10 protein-coding genes and 2 tRNA genes are annotated in these 17,430 nt (G+C 45.6%); 5 read left to right on the top strand and 7 right to left on the bottom strand.

Annotated elements, in window-relative coordinates; genetic code table 11:
* Nucleotides 1-226 precede the first annotated feature (226 nt).
* Entirely contained in the window at nucleotides 227-670 is a 444-nt protein-coding gene (locus VRU48_RS16185) for a cytochrome B (RefSeq protein ID WP_330108962.1), read from the bottom strand.
* A gap of 206 nt (nucleotides 671-876) precedes the next feature.
* On the opposite strand from VRU48_RS16185, the gene VRU48_RS16180 reads away from it, so the two are divergent.
* The 3 genes from VRU48_RS16180 to VRU48_RS16170 all read left to right on the top strand — a co-directional run bounded on the left by VRU48_RS16180 (nucleotide 877) and on the right by VRU48_RS16170 (nucleotide 8,990).
* Nucleotides 877-4,056, top strand: a complete 3,180-nt coding sequence (locus tag VRU48_RS16180; protein ID WP_330108961.1) for a TonB-dependent receptor — start codon at nucleotides 877-879, stop codon at nucleotides 4,054-4,056.
* Nucleotides 4,057-4,648: 592 nt separating this feature from the next.
* The gene (locus VRU48_RS16175; RefSeq protein WP_330108960.1) at nucleotides 4,649-7,681 is read left to right on the top strand and encodes an amidohydrolase family protein; all 3,033 of its coding nucleotides are present in this window, start codon (nucleotides 4,649-4,651) and stop codon (nucleotides 7,679-7,681) included.
* Nucleotides 7,674-8,990, top strand: coding sequence for an amidohydrolase family protein (locus VRU48_RS16170; protein WP_330108959.1), 1,317 nt, complete (start codon nucleotides 7,674-7,676; stop codon nucleotides 8,988-8,990). The genes VRU48_RS16175 and VRU48_RS16170 overlap by 8 nt, the downstream gene beginning before the upstream one ends.
* Nucleotides 8,991-9,146: 156 nt before the next feature.
* On the opposite strand, the gene VRU48_RS16165 is transcribed toward VRU48_RS16170, so the two are convergent.
* Nucleotides 9,147-9,291: transfer RNA gene (locus VRU48_RS16165), tRNA-Asp, on the bottom strand.
* An 81-nt stretch (nucleotides 9,292-9,372) separates the two neighbouring features.
* Nucleotides 9,373-9,483, bottom strand: a tRNA-Asp gene (locus VRU48_RS16160).
* Between the two features lie 186 nt (nucleotides 9,484-9,669).
* Between VRU48_RS16160 and VRU48_RS16155 the strand changes: the two genes are divergently transcribed.
* Complete coding sequence (locus VRU48_RS16155) at nucleotides 9,670-10,146, top strand: Lrp/AsnC ligand binding domain-containing protein (RefSeq protein ID WP_199140699.1); 477 nt, start codon at nucleotides 9,670-9,672, stop codon at nucleotides 10,144-10,146.
* Nucleotides 10,147-10,156: 10 nt separating this feature from the next.
* Here VRU48_RS16155 and VRU48_RS16150 read toward each other — a convergent pair whose 3' ends face one another.
* A complete protein-coding gene (locus tag VRU48_RS16150) occupies nucleotides 10,157-12,451 on the bottom strand; it encodes a Tex family protein (RefSeq protein ID WP_330108958.1) in 2,295 nt (764 codons plus the stop codon).
* Nucleotides 12,452-12,518: 67 nt separating this feature from the next.
* Here VRU48_RS16150 and VRU48_RS16145 point away from each other — a divergent pair, with 67 nt between their 5' ends.
* Nucleotides 12,519-13,118, top strand: coding sequence for a hypothetical protein (locus VRU48_RS16145; RefSeq protein WP_330108957.1), 600 nt, complete (start codon nucleotides 12,519-12,521; stop codon nucleotides 13,116-13,118).
* Nucleotides 13,119-13,209: 91 nt separating this feature from the next.
* Here the strand turns inward: VRU48_RS16145 and VRU48_RS16140 are convergent, their stop codons facing one another.
* From VRU48_RS16140 to VRU48_RS16130, 3 genes are all read right to left on the bottom strand, one after another.
* Nucleotides 13,210-14,196: a pyruvate dehydrogenase complex E1 component subunit beta gene (locus VRU48_RS16140; protein WP_330108956.1), complete on the bottom strand. Its 987-nt coding sequence runs from the start codon at nucleotides 14,194-14,196 to the stop codon at nucleotides 13,210-13,212.
* A 157-nt stretch (nucleotides 14,197-14,353) separates the two neighbouring features.
* Nucleotides 14,354-14,914 (bottom strand): GNAT family N-acetyltransferase, encoded by a 561-nt coding sequence (locus VRU48_RS16135; protein WP_330108955.1) that lies wholly within the window; start codon nucleotides 14,912-14,914, stop codon nucleotides 14,354-14,356.
* Between the two features lie 45 nt (nucleotides 14,915-14,959).
* On the bottom strand, nucleotides 14,960-17,356 hold the full coding sequence (locus VRU48_RS16130; protein WP_330108954.1) for a glycoside hydrolase family 95 protein: 2,397 nt from the start codon (nucleotides 17,354-17,356) through the stop codon (nucleotides 14,960-14,962).
* Nucleotides 17,357-17,430 lie beyond the last annotated feature (74 nt).

Raw genomic sequence — 17,430 nt, 5'->3', positions numbered from 1 at the left:
AAAAAACCCGACGTGTGGTTCCGTCGGGTTTTGAATGTGGTTTAAGTTTAGGTTTAAGTTGATAAACTATAAGGTACACAAGGCTACGACGCAACTCTGTTTAGAATTACCACGCCATTGCCAAGTATGTATATTGTTAATCATCGTGGAGCAAAAATATATAAAAAGTTAAATAATCAAAATATTTTGAATTTTTTTCGAATGCCTCCTAATCAGTGCTTAAGCCTTAAGAAACCCCAAAGAAAGTTCTCGAAGGGTCGCTTTTTACCATCATAAAAATCGTGGCAATGATAATAATCAGCCCCAGGCCAAAGAAAACGGCAATATTCTTATGTTTTGCAGTAGCATCGGCCACTTTTTTAGACCTCGAGTTGCCCACGGTAATCAGGATGATGGCCAAAATCATCATGCTAATATGTTCCATTTTCCAGTAACGGCCCATAGCTACCGAGCTGTCTATTTTGTACCAGCCGTTTAAAAAATACACCGCCAAACCCAGCAACAATTGGATATGAGCGCTTACCAAGGTAAAAACATTCAGTTTTCTGTTGCCTTCGGTATAGGGCTTTTTGCTAAGCCAGCCCGACAAGGCGTTGATTACGGCAACAACCAAAAGAATAAAGACAACATAGCGCCAGCCTGAGTGCGCACTTTTAAGGATATCGTTCATGGTATAAGCAATTTAATTTTCTGTCAAATCCAAAAATAGCTAATTAATGGCAAATGCAAGTCCTATTACTTTATTTATAAACCTTCTTAATACTGAATTAACAAGTGTTGTCTAATGTAATAATCCCATTACAATTACTTAATCAAAGCCCTCTGCTGAGTTAATGTTCGGATTGGATTTTTGCGCCAAACAAATTAAAATCAGCTATGAGGTATTTTTTACTATCCTTTTTTATGCTCTGCTTTTGGGGTACCAGCAAGGTATTGGCCCAAACTACGCAGGCTTCGATTTCGGGGATTGTTGCCGACGAACAGAAGAAACCTATTGCAGGTGTTTCAGTTCTGGTTAAGAACGAATCGACAGGTTTTACCACCAGAACCAACACCAACGCCACCGGCGAATTTACTTTTAAAGAACTGCCTTTGGGTGGCCCTTACACCATTAAGGCTACTTTTACAGGCCTTGGCGACCAAATCCTTTCGGGTTATATGTTGAACCAAGGCGATGCCGTTAAGGTAAACATCAACATGCTGGCCACTTCGCAAACGTTGGAAGCGGTGCAGGTGGTGGCCTCTGGACTGAGGAATAAAGTGCAAAACTTTGGTGCTTCTACCGAGATTTCGGCCAGAGCCATTACCAAACTGCCTGTAAACGGCCGTAACTTTACCACGCTGATGGATCTTTCGCCGTTGAGTCGCGGTGGCAACATTGCCGGTCAGCTGGGTTCTTCTACCAACTATACCATTGATGGCATGAACGCCAAAAACCCTACTTCTGCAGGCTCTACCACCAGTAGAAGTGGTGCACCTTATTCGATTTCTATCGAAGCCGTAAGGGAATTTAAAGTAGTAACCAACCAATACGACGTAACTTTTGGCCGTGCCGGCGGTGGTACCGTGAGCGCCGTAACCAAATCGGGTACCAATACATTAAGCGGCAGTGCTTTTGGTTATGGCCGTGCCGATTGGTTGGCCAGTCCGTACGACATTAGGGGCAACAAACGCATTAACGACTTTTCTACCTATCAATACGGTTTTACCTTGGGTGGGCCGATCATCAAAGACAAGTTGCATTATTTTGTAGCTTGGGATCACCAGAAAGATTCCCGTCCCTTGATTATTGCCGATATCAACTCTCCAGCCGATGAAGCGAGGTTTAACATTACGAATGCTACCTTGAGCAGCTTCTTGAATATTGCCCGCAACAAATACGGCGTGGCCAACTCGCCACAATATGGCAGCTTCCCAAAAAAACGTGGTTCTGATGCCGCTTTTGCCCGTTTAGACTGGCAAATTAACGACAAGAACTTGTTAACCATTCGCGATAACTACACCAACGACCGCAATCCATTGGGTTTGGCCGACAATACTTCTATCAACTTCTTTGAAAGCTATGGCAACGACAAGAATGTTGACAACAGCTTATTGGCCACTTTGCGTACTACCGTAAGCAGCAAGGTAACCAACGAACTGAAGTTCCAGCATTTGTACACCTTTCAAGCCAGTACCCAAAACGATCAGTTAAACTACGCTATTCCAAGGGCTATTGTAGGCAACTTGACTTCTGTTCTTGCTGATGGAAGCACTAAATCTACTTCGGTACAAATTGGTGGCCATCGCTTTGGTCAGGAGGGATTTACCAACAACGTATTCCAATTGGTTGATAATTTTTACTACAACACCGACAAAATCAAATACACATTCGGTGCCGATTTAATGTATACTCGTGCCAAATCATTATATGGCAGCGAGGTAAATGGCCGTTTCGAGTACACCAACACCGGCTCTACAGCAACCTCTCTTCAAAACTTCGACAACCTTGTTCCAAACAGGTATTACCGCGAAGTACCTTTGGTAGCCGATCCAACCGTAATGGGCAATATATTTAACATAGGCGTCTATGGCCAGTTGCAAGGCAAATTGGCACCGGGTATCGATTTGATTGCTGGTTTCCGTGTAGATTATGCCCATTATCCTTCATCGCCGCTAAATCAGTCATTGTTTGATGCATTGGGCGTACGCACAGACAACCAATTAAAATCTTTTGTTGTACAGCCGCGCTTCCAATTTACTTGGGATGTAAATGAAAAACATACCGATTATTTACGTTTAGGCGCAGGTATCTTTAGCTCTGATATTAACAACTATGTAACCATTAACAACCTGACTTTTGATGGCAAGCACTTGGCAACTGTTGATGTTTTTGGTGCCGATGTACCTACGCCAAACTTCCCTGGCTACAGAACCGGTGTGAGTGCACCTACTTTGCCAAACTTCCAAGTACCAACCATTAACACCAATGCGGCCGATGCACAAGTTCCAATAATTTACAAAGCCAATATCTCCTACAACAAACTGATTACCGACAAATTAAGAGTGGGTATTAGTGGCTATGCCTCTTTGGGTCGCAACAACTACATGTACGTAGACAGAAACATGGCAGTCAACCCATTCTTTACCCTATCAAACGAAGACAATCGTGGCGTTTATGTGCCAAGCATCCCAAGCAATGGTACCGCCGATTGGAAAACCGGTCGTTTGAGCAATAAATTTGGCCGTGTTTTAGAATTGAACAGCAAAGGAAAAGTGAACCAGTTTGCGGTTGTATTAGATGCTACTTGGCAATACTTTAAAGATGGCGAGATTTCGGCCAGTTTTACTTGGAACGACAGTAAAGACAATACCTCGTTTAATGGTAACGTAGCCAACTCGGCAACCTTGTCGTTACCCGTAAAAGACGACCCGCGAAACCTGAGCAAAATGAGCTATTCTGATGGACAATTCCGCAACAAAGTTGTAATCTACGGTACTTTGCCAACTTTCTATGGCGTTTCTATCGGGGTTCGTTACTCGGGCATTGGCGGTACACGCTACACCTTATTATCTGGCGCCAACAACAACGGCGATTTTGTAACCACCAACGATTTGGCTTTCATTTTCGACAGGAACAATCCTAATGTACCTGCAAACGTACGCACAGGCCTGCAAGCTTTGCTAGACAATCCATTGGCCAGCCAAAGCCTGAAAGATTACATCTTGAAATATTCGGGCAAAATTGCGGAACGTAATGGCGGTATCAATGGTTTCTTCGGCACGGTTGATTTAAGGGTGAGCAAAAAAATCAAGATCCAAAAATCGCATAACGTAGAAATCTCGGCCGATATCTTCAACTTTGCCAACTTGCTGAACAAGAAATGGGGCGTAAACGAATCGTTGGGCAGCCAAGCTTTATATGCCTTGGGCATACCGGCGGCAGGTGGCAATCCGGCTGTTCCGAACTTCGACACCACCAACAAGGTATTCAACTACCGTGTAAACAATTCTGGCGTGGTTAACCCATCGGGCAACCCTTACCAGTTCCAGATTGGCTTGCGTTACGGATTTTAATCATTAAACTAAATACCAGCTACAGATTAACAGATTTCTCAACACAAATTATAACCCACTTGCAAACGCAGGTGGGTTTTCTATTTATAACTGATTTATTTCTTGCGAAAAACTGAGGAGCCCTCAAGTGTCTCGGGCGGTAAAACAAAATGTAGGTTAACCATTAAGGCATTGAGAATATTCAGGCAGAGCACCAAGGTTTTCTAAGGCGTCTCAGGTGTTGAGTAAAATTATTACGTCCTGCAATTAGGTAGGCAACCATTAAGAATTAATATGAGGCAAATAGCCTTTATCAAAAACAACCGCAAAGACATGGGATAATCCCCATGTTACTAGATAATAAAAAACTAAGGCGTCCTTAGGTGTCTCAGGTGGTGAAGCAAAATTATAGATTCAACCATTAAGAATCAGCACAAGGCAATACAATTGAAGCTTTCTTTGTCAAAACAAATACACTTACATGCCTCAGGCAGTAAAAAACAGCCACAATCGGCTCTTTTTAATTTATTGTGCCGAAAATGTAAAATAAAAGTTAGGTAAGGTATAAATCTTTATTTATCAATAGATTTAAGGTCTTAACTTAACAACAATTATGAAGAAAATTCTACTCGCGTTCGCGCTGGTGTTTTCTACTGCATTTTTGTTTGCACAGCAGACTTATCCCGTTAACGGTTCTTTCGACATCAGACCAGGATTGTACGCTTTTACCAATGCGAACATTGTAGTTAACGCCAATCAAACGATCAGCAATGGCGTATTGCTCATCAAAAACCAAACCATCCAGTCGGTAGGCACCGGCACTGCAATTCCAAAAGGCTATGTGGTGATTGATTTGAAAGGAAAATACATTTATCCTTCGCTTATCGATGCCTTTACCACTTATGGCATTCCAGAGGCACAGCGCGCCCAGGCCGCGGGTGGTTTCTTTGGTCGCCAGTCGGTTTTTACCTCAACCAAAAAAGGAGCCTACGGATGGAACGAAAGCATCCGCCCCGAAGTTGAAGTGAAAAGTATCTTCACCATCGATACCAAAAAGGCAGACGACCTGCGCAAAGCTGGTTTCGGTAGCGTAAACGTAATCAGTCGCGATGGTATTGCACGCGGCACCTCGGCCGCCGTTACCCTAAACGACGGCAAGGAAAACGAAGTGATGCTGAATGACCAAAGCGCAGCCAATTACTCGTTTAACCGTGGCACTTCTACCAACGATTACCCTTCTTCCTTAATGGGTTCTATCGCTTTGCTGCGCCAAACCTATTTGGATGCCAGCTGGTACAAAAACCAAAAAGAAGAATACAATATTTCTTTAGAGCAGTTTAACAAGCAACAAGGCTTGCCACAGCTTTTCGAAGCCGATGGCTGGGCCAATATTTTGCGCGTCGACAAAATCGGAAAGGAATTTAACAAACAATTCATCATCAAATCAACCGGCGACGAATACCAGCGCATCGATGCAGTTAAAGCCACAGGCGCTACGCTGATCATTCCGATCAACTTCCCTAAGGCTTTTGATGTAGAAGACCCTACCGAAGCCCGCAACCTGAGCCTTGCCCAATTAAAAGGCTGGGAACTGGCACCAACCAATCCGGGTGTACTGGAAAAAGCAGGCGTTAAATTTGCGCTCACTACTTTCGGCCTCGAAACCCCTAAAGATTTCTGGACCAACTTAAGCCAGGCCATCACCAACGGATTAACCGAAAAACAAGCCTTGATGGCCGTTACCGAAATCCCTGCAGGCCTTTTGGGCATCGGCGATAAAGTAGGTACGCTCGAAAAAGGCAAATTGGCCAACTTCCTTATCACCTCTGATAATATCTTTAAACCGGGCAACATCATTTTCGAAAACTGGGTACAAGGCAAACGCTTTGTGGTCAACAAAATGGATGTAACCGATTTGCGTGGCACTTACAGCCTCAACATCGACGGCGTGGGTACTACCCTACTAAAAATTACGGGCGCAAACGGCGGATCGACCGCAGCCATTGAGCGTTTGGGTGCCGACAGCGTGAAAACCAATGCCACCTTTAGCCGCACCGGCGATTGGGTAACCATTACCTTCAACCTGAAGAAAAACCCGGTTGGCGATGTTCGTTTGAGTGGTTATTTAACCAGCGCCAGCCCATTAACCTTTAAAGGCGATGTGATTTTGAATTCTATCCCGGCAGGAGCTTGGAACGGCACCTTTAAAGAGGCCGCTAAAGAAGCTCCGAAACGCGAAGAGCCTAAGTCAGCTATCAACAACGGCTCGGTAATTTATCCGTTTATTGCTTTTGGTACCGCAACCTTGCCTACGCAAGAAGCTGTTTTATTGAAAAATGCTACGGTGTGGACCAACGAAAAAGAAGGCATTCTGCAAAACGCCGACGTACTTTTAGAAGGCGGCAAAATCAAGGCCGTGGGCAAAAACCTATCGGCTGGTAACGCCAAAGTAATTGATGCGACCGGCAAACACATTACGGCCGGCCTAATCGACGAACACTCGCACATTGCGGCCAGTGGCGGCATTAACGAAGGTGCCCAATCGGTTTCGGCCGAAGTGCGCATTGCCGATGTGATTAACTCTGAAGACGTCAACATCTATCGCCAGTTGGCCGGTGGTGTAACCACTTCGCACATCCTGCATGGCTCGGCAAACCCTATTGGTGGCCAAACACAGCTCATCAAATTGCGCTGGGGCAAAACACCTGAGGAACTCAAGTTTGCTGGCAGCGATGGCTTCATCAAATTTGCCTTGGGCGAAAACGTAAAACAAAGTTCGGCACAAAACAACCAACGCTTTCCGGCAACCCGTATGGGCGTTGAGCAAACCTATGTAGACGAGTTTACCCGCGCCAAGGAATACGAAAAAGCATTGGCCGTAAAAGGCAACAACGTGCGCAGAGATTTAGAATTGGATGCAATTGTTGAGATTTTAAACAACAAGCGTTTCATTACCTGCCACTCTTATGTACAAAGCGAAATCAACATGCTGATCCATGTAGCCGATAGCTTGGGCTTTAAGATCAATACCTTTACCCACATTTTAGAAGGCTATAAAGTGGCCGATAAAATGAAGGCACATGGCATTGCAGGCTCAACCTTCTCCGACTGGTGGGCCTACAAAATGGAGGTACAGGAAGCCATTCCTTACAACGGAAAAATCATGCACAACGTGGGCATTACCACCGCTTTTAACTCTGACGATGCCGAAATGGCGCGCAGGCTGAACCAAGAAGCTGGTAAAGCAGTATTGTATGGCGGCGTACCTGAAGAAGAAGCCTTGAAATTTGTAACCCTTAATCCTGCCCGCATGTTGCACATCGACAACAAGGTAGGTAGCCTAAAACCAGGCAAGGATGCCGATGTAGTGGTTTGGTCGGCCAACCCGCTTTCTATCTATGCCAAAGCCGAAAAAACCTTTGTGGATGGAATTGCCTATTGGGATATAGACCGCGACGCGCAAACCCAAAAAACACAACAGGCAGAAAAAGCCCGCATCGTACAAAAGCTTTTGGAAAGCAAAAACGCTGGCGCACGTACGCAACGCGCGTTTGGCGAAAGGCCACCAAGATTGTATGCCTGCGAAACACAAGAAGATTATTGGGCAGAAATGAACCAAATGGAAGGAGAACACAATCATGAATAAGTATATCAGTACCGCAATAGCCCTGTTTGTCACCAGTACTTTGGCTTACGGGCAGGCCAACATTTCTCCGGCTAAGCCACAAAGCCAGAAGATTATTGTGATGGGTGCGACCATCCATACCGGCGACGGCAAGGTAATTGAAAATGGCTACCTTACTTTTGACAAAGGCAAGATTACCGGCATAGGCGATGCCACTACCGTAAAATTCAGCACCAACGATGCCCGATTGATTACGGCCAGCGGCAAGCATGTGTATCCGGGTTTTATTGCCCCTATCACCAATTTGGGCCTGATCGAGATAGAATCGGTAAAAGCCACCATTGACGAAGACGAATTGGGCGAAAACAATGCGCACATCCGCTCTATCATTGCCTACAACACCGATTCTAAAGTTCCGGCTACTTTGCGTAGCAATGGCATTTTAATGGCTCAAATTACGCCAAAAGGGGGCAGCATATCTGGAAGTTCATCGGTAGTACAGTTAGATGCCTGGAACTGGGAAGATGCCGCGATTAGAAAAGAAGATGCCATGCACATGACCTGGCCTGCTACGCCACGCGGCAGGGGCGGTTTTGGTGGCGGTGGCCGATTTGGCGCTGCCCCAGGCGGGGTAGATCCTAACGAGCGTACCCAAAATGCCATTGCCGAAATCAATAAGTTTTTCACCGAATCAAAAGCCTACACTGAAGCCACGCCTGCGGTAACCAATACCCGCATGGCTGCCATGAAAGGTGTTTTTAACGGTAGCGAGAAGCTGTTCATTACAGCTAATACACAAAAGGATATCGTAAGCGCGGTTATGTTTGCCAAAAAATTCGGCATTACGCCTGTAATTGTAGGTGGCGATGACGCTTATCTACTAACCGATTTCCTCAAATCGAACAATGTGGCCGTGGTGGTTAAGCAACCACATGCCCTACCCAACAACGCCGACGATGACGTAAACATGCCTTACAAAAATGCGGCTTTGTTAAGCAATGCAGGTGTAACAGTGGTATTGAGCATCGATGGCTTTTGGCAACAACGCAACCTGCCGTTTATGGCTGGTACGGCATCGGCATGGGGCATGAGCAAGGAAGATGCGCTTAAAACCATTACCCTAAACGCTGCCAAAGCCATGGGCGTTGATAAAACGACTGGAAGTCTGGAAATTGGCAAGGATGCTACTTTCTTCATTTCAGGAGGCGATGCGCTCGACATGAAGAGCAACAAGGTGGAAGAAGCCTTTATCCAAGGCCGCTCTATCAATCTTGACAACCTGCACAAACAGCTGGACAAAAAATTCAGCGACAAGTACGGAATAAAATAACCGATAGCCTTACGAAGTTTTAAAAACTTCGTAAGGCTTATTCATCAGACGTCATGGGTTTTAAAAACCCATGACGTCTTTTTTTGTGCCTAAGGCAAAAAAAAGAGCAGTTTGAATTTCAAACCGCTCCCTTAACTAACTTATTATTTATAAAACTGGCTGTTGGGGAAGGAGTCGAACCTTCAAGGGGTAGTTAGCTACAGTTCAAAAATTAATTTGTGGTCAACCCATAAACTGCGTTTGTCCCATAATCCCCACCACCGAGACAAGGAGGTGTGTCTGCCAATTTCACCACCCAACATTGTAAACAAGTCTTAAGTTCTTCGTCGCTAGTCTTAAGTCAATTTGACTGTAGACTTCGGACTATAGACTGCCGACTAGGCTGTAGGGGAAGGAGTCGAACCTTCATAGAGTGGTTGTACCATTGCTGGATTTCCCATTATTCTCTACCACCGAGACAAGGAGGTGTGTCTGCCAATTTCACCACCCTACAGGATTTAAGTTTTTCGGTTTGCAATTTTCAGTTCTCCATAGTGAACCGTAACGGGCAACTGTTAACCGAATTGCTTGATACAAACATAGGACAAATAGCTAATATGTTGCAAATTTTTTAATGTTTTTCTTTTATTTTTATAAATATTATAATAAATTAGCATTATCATTAAAATTCAAGAAAATTATGCTCAAAAAAGAAACCCAAAATTTAGAAATTGACAACCTGGATATCCAGATTTTAACCCATCTGATGCAGGATGCCACCAAACCTTACACCGAAATTGCCAAAGACCTGATCATTTCGGGCGGTACCGTACACGTGAGGATGAAAAAACTAAGCGATATGGGCATCATCAAAGGCTCACACCTCATCATCGACCCCAAAAAAGCAGGTTATGACATTACCGCCTTTTTGGGCATTTATTTAGAAAAAGGTTCGTTATACAAAGATGCGGTCGAACATTTGAGCAAGATCAAGGAAGTGGTAGAACTGCATTATACCACGGGCTCATATAGCATGTTTGCCAAAATCACCTGCAGAGATACCAATCACCTGCGCCATGTACTGAACGAAGAAATACAGGCCGTAAAAGGCATACAACGTACCGAAACCCTGATCTCGCTAGAAGAGAGCATCAAAAGGCAGATTGAGCTCGGCTAGTAGTTGCCAACTATTTAAACATGCCTTTCAGCGCGGCCAACTTCGCCTGCAAATCGCCATCGGCTTCTTTCTCGGCTTGAGCTTGTTTAGCTTGATGCTGGGGCTTATGGTTATGCCTTGTATTTTGGTCTTTGTTAACCGGCTTCGCCTCGTTGGTTCTAGGGCTTTGTCCTTTTTGGCTATCTTCTTTCATAGATAGGGAAATCCGCTTGCGCGCCACATCCACATCAACTACGGTTACCTGCACCACTTGGCTTACCTTAACCACCTCATTAGGGTTGGCTACATAGCGATTGGCCAATTGGCTGGTATGCACCAAGCCGTCTTGATGCACGCCAATATCAACAAAAGCTCCAAAATTGGTAATATTGGTTACAATACCGGCTAGCTTCATGCCTGTTTTAAGGTCATCTATCGAGTTTACGCCTTCTGCAAAACTAAATACCTCAAACTGCTCGCGCGGGTCGCGACCAGGCTTGGCTAGTTCTTTTACAATATCATTTAAGGTAGGCAAGCCCACCGTAACGCTCACATAACGTTGCAGGTTCAATTGTTTTTGCAGGTTGCCGTCTTTCATTAGGTCGTTTACAGTGCAACCCAAATCAGCGGCCATTTGCTTAACCAGTGCATAACGTTCCGGATGTACGCCACTTCGGTCTAAAACCTGCTCGGCATCGCGGATGCGCAAAAAGCCTGCCGCCTGCTCAAAAGCCTTTTCGCCTAAGCGTGGCACCTTTTTAAGGCTTTCCCTGTTTTTAAAGGCCCCGTTTTTATTGCGGTAATCGATAATGTTCTGCGCCAGTTGCTCGCCCAAGCCTGAAACATAAGCCAAAACCTGCTTAGAAGCCGTATTCAGTTCAACACCCACGGCATTTACACAACTCATTACCGTATCGTCCAAACTTTGCTTCAATTGGCTTTGGTCTACATCGTGCTGGTACTGGCCCACGCCGATAGAGCGCGGATCGATCTTTACCAATTCGGCCAAAGGGTCCATCAAGCGCCTGCCGATAGACACCGCCCCTCTTACCGTGACGTCTTTATCGGGAAATTCTTCTCTTGCCAAAGGCGAAGCCGAGTAAATAGAAGCACCACTTTCGTTAACCATAACCACGGTGACCTCAGGTATGCGCAAGCCACGCACAAAAGTTTCTGTTTCGCGACCAGCCGTTCCGTTACCAATGGCAATGGCTTCTATTTCGTATCTATCGCACAGTTGCTTCACCTGCCACTCGGCATCTTTTAAGTTGCCTTGGCCAGTATGCGGATAAATAGTGGTATTTTCTAATAATTTCCCTTGCCTGTCTAAACAAACCACTTTACAGCCTGTTCTGAAACCTGGATCGATGGCCATGACGTTTTTTTGGCCCAAAGGCGCCGCCATGAGCAGCTGCCGGGCATTCTCGGCAAATACGCGGATAGCTTCGGTATCGGCCTTTTGTTTAATCGTTGCCCGCAGTTCGGTTTCCATAGCTGGTCGCAACAAGCGTTTGTAGCCATCGCCAATGGCCAGTTGCACTTGTTCGCTACAGGCATTGCGGGCGGTGATAAATTGATTTTCGAGCAAGGTAACGGCTTCTTCGTCGGGTGGCAGCACATCGAGCTTCAAAAAGCCCTCTTCTTCGCCCCTCAACATGGCCAATACACGGTGCGAAGGTGCGGTTTTGGCACTTTCTTCCCACTCGAAATAATCTTTGTATTTGATGCCCTCTTCTTCCTTGCCTTTGGCCAACACCGTTTTATAGGTAGCCTTTTGCATAAAATAATGGCGCATTTTATTTCTGGCTTCGGCATTTTCGCTCACCATTTCGGCAATGATATCCCTGGCACCCGCCAAAGCTTCAGTAACATTGCTCACCCCTTTATCAGCATTGACATAGGTATCGGCTTCTGCGGCCGGATCAATCCTGCTTTGCGACAAGATACGCAGCGCCAAAGGCTCCAAGCCTTTTTCTCTGGCTACCGATGCCCGGGTTTTGCGTTTAGGCTTATAAGGCAGGTAAATATCTTCTAAAGCCGATAGTGTTTGTGCTTCGTTTATCTTTTTCTCCAATTCTGGGCTCAGTTTGTCGAGCTCGGCCAGCGACTTCAGGATAGCCTCCCGACGCTTGTCCAACTCCCGCAGCTGCTGAGCCATATCGCGAATGGCCGCGACCTGCACTTCGTCTAAACTTCCCGTCTGCTCTTTGCGGTAACGCGAAATAAACGGAACGGTAGCACCTTCGTCGAGCAGGTTAAGTGTTGCATTGACCTGACTATTAGCAATATTTAATTGTGAAGCAATTTGCCTAGCGTGGATATTCATATTTAATTAGGAAAGCCGTAAAATTAAAACTATTATGGAATAAAATTTAGCTTGGCATCATTCATTTATGAAAAAGATATCCCTGATTTGTTTAACGGTGATTTCCCTTTACGGATGCCAGCCCAAAAACGACTTGGCCATGGAAATACAGGTTATCCATCAAACCTTTGAGCAGGCCGTTGTACGCGTATCTGAAAACGACTTTCACAGCATGATGAGGCTGGAGCCCAAGTTTCCGCTTCCAGGCGCCAAACCTTTGACTATGCAAGATACCACATTAAGGGTAGGCAAGCATATCTATCAAGTTGCAGACAGTTTGTTTAGCGCCAAGCATTTTAAATATATGCCCCAAAAGGGCGACCCTGTTTTAGTGAAGCAACTGATTGAGCCTACGCTTCAATCAGAATTTGTTGAGCTAGTCCAAAATGCGAAGGATTACCAATTGGTTAAAGCAACTGATAGCGCTGTTTTTCAAAACAAAAATTTTAATGGCAGGCTTTCTTTTAGTCGGGTAGCTTTTAATGCCGATCGCACCGAGGCCTGTTACTATGTTGAACAATATAAAAACATAGGGCGTTGGGGCTGGGGCATGGGAACCTTGGTTTTTGTCGCGAAAAAAAATGGCAAATGGGTGTTTGCAAGAGCTGAAGAAATCTGGATTATTTAACCAATATTGGCTAAACAAAAAATCCCCTAAGCTGGCCTAGGGGATTTAATAGCTAATACTTTCGAAGTATTAAAAACTTCGAAAGTGTATTTTATTTATTAACGTACATCACTTCTTTAACCGCTTTAACCACTTTTTCTGCGTTAGGCAAGCTGGCTGCGATTAGGGTTGGTGCATACGGAAGCGGCACATCGGCGCAAGTGATACGCAATACTGGGGCATCGAGGTGGTCGAATGCATTTTTTTGAACATTGAAGGCAATTTCAGAAGAAATAGAAGCCAATGGCCAAGCTTCTTCAACAATCACCAAACGATTGGTTTTCTTAACCGAGTTGATGATGGTGGCATAATCGATAGGGCGTACGGTACGCAAATCGATTACCTCAGCATTGATGCCTTCCTTGGTCAATTCTTCAACTGCAGGGTTAACCGCGCGGGTTAGCATTTTACCAAAAGTTACGATGGTTACATCGGTACCTTCCTTAACCACGTTGGCTTTGCCTAGCTCAATATAGTATTCGCCTTCTGGCACGTCGGCTTTATCGCCGTACATCACCTCCGACTCCATAAAAATTACTGGATCTGGATCTAAAATAGCTTGTTTTAACAAACCTTTGGCATCGTAAGGAGTAGCCGGAACCACTACTTTCAAGCCTGGGCAGTTGGCATACCAGTTCTCAAAGTTTTGAGAGTGCTGTGCGCCTAGCTGACCAGCATTGCCGGTTGGACCACGGAAAACGATTGGCACCGAAAACTGGCCGCCGCTCATCGATAATATTTTGGCCGCGCCATTGATAATTTGGTCGATGGCCACCAAAGAGAAGTTAAAGGTCATAAACTCTACAACCGGTATCAAGCCGTTCATGGCGGCGCCAATACCAATACCTGCAAAGCCCAGCTCGGCAATAGGCGTATCAATTACACGTTTATCGCCAAACTCGTCTAACATGCCCTGACTCACTTTATATGCACCATTATATTGCGCAACTTCCTCGCCCATTAAAAAAATGTTCTCGTTTTTACGCATTTCTTCGCTTAATGCTTCGCGTAGTGCTTCTCTAAATTGGATTTCTCTCATTGTTTGTTCAAAAATTACCGAGGGCAAATATAACTAATGAATCGTAATTTTAAAGTAGTGTTTTGATTACACGATGCTTTAGCCACGATGAAACCCTAAGTAGCAGGCACCAAGCGTAAACTGTTATTTGGCCAGCATCAAAAACTGCCTTAGAATATTAGTCTTTTAAAGGCGTTAACAGCGAATAGATTTCGCTATCCAAGAATTGGCCATTAAAGTAATAATCTTGCTTAAAATAAGCCTCTTTTACAAAACCGTGCTTCAGCAGGAGCTGCCTGGAGGCGTCGTTATCGGGATTGATGACGGCTTGCATGCTGTGCAGGCCGATGGTTTCGAAGCCAAAGGCCAGCGTTAAGTCTGTGGCTTCCGAAGTAAAGCCCTGTCTCCAGTAATCGGGATGCAGCATGTAGCCAAACTCTCCTCTGTGGTTATCCGAATCTATGCTCCAATAACCAATGGAGCCAATCATTTTTTCGGGCTGATCTTTTAGCGCCATTACCCAAGGCAGGCTTTTGCCAGCCAAGGTATTCTCCATGATCAGGGTAATCAGGCGCTCTACATCTTGTAAATCTTTTGGACGTGGGCGATTGATATAGCGCATTACATTTTCATTGGTCCGCATATCGAAAAGGATCTCGGCATCGCTTAGGCGATGTTCTCGCAACAACAATCTTTCTGTTTCCAATACAGGGAATTCGGGAAAATCTAATACCAACATCGTCTAAGGATTTAAAGGGGTGAAAAGCAATAATAGCAAAATCCATCAAATTTCTATAGCATAACTTTTTCCGGCCACGGTTTGCAGCTCTTTGAGCTTATTGCCATACTTCACTTTGCAAACTCCTCCTGTGCGCGAAGTAATTTTGCTGCTGATGAGCTTACCGTTTTTCCATTTCATGTCGACTACAAACCCACCACGGGCCACCAAGCCCTTTACCTCGCCCTCAGTCCACTCGGCTGGCAAGGCCGGCAAAAGCTCTACGTAGCCTTGGTGGCTCTGCAACAACATTTCTGCAATGCCTGCGCTGCCACCAAAATTACCGTCGATCTGAAACGGCGGATGCGCACCAAAAAGGTTGCTGTAAACACCGCCTCCACCCATTTTAATCTGGGCATCTTTGCCCACGTAGCGTAGCATTTTTTTAACGGCATCATAAGCTCTTTCGCCATTCTGCAACCTGGCCCAAAGGTTAATGCGCCAGGTTATGGCCCAGCCTGTGCCTTCGTTGGTTCTAATTTCCAGCGATTTCTTTACTGCTTGGGCCAGTTCTGGCGTTTGCGAACTGGTAATGCTGTAACCCGGATAGGCCGCAAACAAATGCGAAAGATGTCTGTGGCGCGGATCTTGGTCTTCCCAATCGTGGTACCACTCCTGCAAATTGCCTTTTTTGCCAATTTGATAAGGGTACAATTTGGCCAAAGCCGTTTTTACGGCCTGCTGCATATCGGCATCAACACCCAATATTTCAGTAGCCTTGAGGTAATCGGCAAACAATTCCCTGATCATGGCCAAATCTGCGGTGCTGCCATACAAAGTACTTCCTTGATAACCTGTTGAGGTAATGTAGACGTTTTCTGGCGAAGTGGATGGTGCCGTAACCAGATTTCCCTTCGGATCAGGTGTTAAAAAATCGAGGCAAAACTGTACCGCTCCCTTCATCAAAGGGTAGGCTTGTTTGGCCAAATAGGTGTCGTCTTTGGTAAAGGCATAATGCTCCCATAAATGCGTAGGCAACCATACGCCTCCCATGGGCCAGTTTGCCCATTGCGGACTACCCTCGCCAAAAGCGCCAACCGGATTGGTCATGGCCCACAAATCGGTATTGTGATGGCAAACCCAGCCACCTGCATTGTAATAATTTTTAGCCGTTACCGCTCCCGTTTTGGCCAGCTGGCCAATAAAATCGAGCAAAGGCTGGTGCAGTTCTGAAAGGTTACCCGTTTCTACGCCCCAATAATTCATTTCGGCGTTGATGTTGGTGGTATAGTTGCTGCTCCAAGGCGGACGAACCAATTCGTTCCATAAGCCCTGCAGGTTTGGCGGAATACCACCTACCCTCGACGAGCTGATCAGCAAGTAACGGCCATACTGGTAATACAAAGCTACCAGACTGTTATCGGTTTTGCCCGACGCAAAGCGGTTTAAGCGGTCGATTGTCGTTAAGTTCTCTGCTTCTCTGTCGCCCAAATCCAACTGTACGCGATCAAAATATTTCCTGAAATCGGCTGTATGGCTTTTGAGCAACTCGGCATAGGTCTTTCCTGTCGCTCTCTGCAAATAAGCGGCGGCCGATGCCACTTCGTCTTTGCCTTGCGTACCCGGATTTTTGTTGGCTCCGTTAAAGCTGGTTGCCATCGACACCAAGAGCACAGCTTCGGTAGCATTCGCAACTTTTAACGTACTGTCTTTCAGGCTTTGTTGTCCATCGGTTTTCAGCACCCTGAGCATCGCCGAAAAACGCATGGCATTGACCGGGTCGTTGATGATGGTGCTCGGCACATGACTCCGGTAATTGGGTTCGGCATGGAAAGGCGCATGGCCTTTAAAATGCAGGTTGCCTGCCTCAACAGCTACTTTGGCTTGCAACAAGCTATTGAAACGACAGGTAAAGTTCAGCTTGTCGTTACCCTTTGCCGTTAGCCTGATGACCATCACCTGATCGGGATGCGAAATAAAGGTTTCGCGGGTGTAAGTGGTGCCATTAAGGATATAGCTTACTTTGGAAACGGCATTTTGGATATCCAGCTCCCGCTTATAGTCGACAGGTTCGCCTTGATGGCCAAAATCAATATACAGATTGCCCAAAGGCGCATAAGATTCGGAAAAGCTACCTTGCATAAAGCGTACTAGAGAATCGGCTTTTTTATAATTTTCGCTAAACAGGGCATCTCTTACCGGCTGCAGGTAATTTTTGGCGTTGGGATTCATGTCGGGGTTTACCGGACCTCCGGCCCACAACGTGGCTTCATTGAGCGAAAATCGCGTACTGTTAACCCCGCCATAGTCCATGGCCCCCAAACGGCCGTTGCCCAAAGGCAGGGCTTCTTCAAACTGACCGGCAGGCTTGGTATACCATAATTTTAGCGCATTTGAGCTTTGGGCGAGCAAGACATTGGCCCATAGCAAGCTAAAGGCTACGAGGAGAAAAGTTTTTTTCATAAGCAGTTGGATATAGGTAGCCTAAATATAGGCGTTTAAACCCATAAAAAACAATCCTCCCAAACCGAGACTTT

This window comes from Pedobacter albus, assembly GCF_036324255.1.
GTDB lineage: Bacteria > Bacteroidota > Bacteroidia > Sphingobacteriales > Sphingobacteriaceae > Pedobacter > Pedobacter albus.
This window is presented reverse-complemented; position numbering and strand designations above follow the sequence as displayed.